Raw genomic sequence first — 1187 nt, forward strand, 5'->3', positions numbered from 1 at the left:
CTCGGCGGCCGCTTCGTCGCGGGTGCGGCGAACTACCTCGACGAGCGCACGAGCATCTCGGGCCTCGTCAAGGAGCTCGGTCGCAAGATCTTCCCCGACCACTGGTCGTTCATGCTCGGCGAGATCGCGCTGTGGAGCTTCGTCGTCGTGCTCCTGTCCGGCACGTTCCTGACGTTCTTCTTCCAGGCGTCGATGGTCGAGACGCACTACTACGGCGCCTACGAGGCGATGCGCGGTATCCCGATGTCTGCGGCCATGGAATCCACGCTGCGGATCTCGTTCGACATCCGCGGTGGTCTGCTGGTCCGCCAGATCCACCACTGGGCAGCGCTTGTGTTCGTCGCCGGCATCGGCGTGCACATGCTGCGCGTCTTCTTCACCGGCGCGTTCCGCAAGCCGCGCGAGCTCAACTGGGTGATCGGCTTCGTGCTGTTCGTCCTCGCGATGGGTGAGGGCTTCACCGGCTACTCGCTCCCCGACGACCTGCTCTCGGGCAACGGCCTGCGCATCATCGACGGCATGGTCAAGGGCATCCCGCTGATCGGCACCTGGACGTCGTTCCTGCTCTTCGGCGGCGAGTTCCCGGGAACCGACATCGTCGGCCGCCTGTACACGCTGCACATCCTGCTGCTGCCGGCGATCCTCGTGGCGCTCCTGGCGCTTCACCTCATGCTCATGATCGTGAACAAGCACACGCAGTTCGCCGGCCCCGGCCGCACGAACAGCAACGTCGTGGGCTACCCGATGGTGCCGGTGTACATGTCGAAGATGGGCGGCTTCTTCTTCATCACGTTCGGTGTGATCGTGCTGATCGCATCGCTGTTCACCATCAACCCGGTGTGGAACTACGGCCCGTACGACCCGTCCCCCGTCTCGGCCGGTACTCAGCCCGACTGGTACATCGGCTTCGCCGACGGTGCGCTGCGTCTGGTGCCCCCGCACCTGGAGTCGGTCTTCCTCGACCGCACCTGGTCGTGGAACATCCTGCTGCCGCTGGGCGTGCTGGTCATCTTCATCCTGCTCGTCGCCATCTACCCCTTCATCGAGGCGTGGATCACCGGCGACAAGCGCGAGCACCACATCGCCCAGCGTCCCCGCAACGCCGCCACCCGCACCGCCATCGGCGCCGCAGGTGTCACCTTCTACGCGGTGCTGTGGGCTGCGGCTTCGTCCGACCTCATCGCCAC

1 protein-coding gene is annotated in these 1187 nt (G+C 65.6%); it reads left to right on the top strand.

Annotation, left to right across the window (positions count from 1 at the left end):
- Positions 1 to 1187, top strand: a 1187-nt coding sequence (qcrB, locus tag NQ160_RS24015) for a cytochrome bc1 complex cytochrome b subunit (protein WP_257517484.1), incomplete at both ends; no start/stop codon positions are given.

This window comes from Microbacterium sp. zg.Y909 (assembly GCF_024626565.1).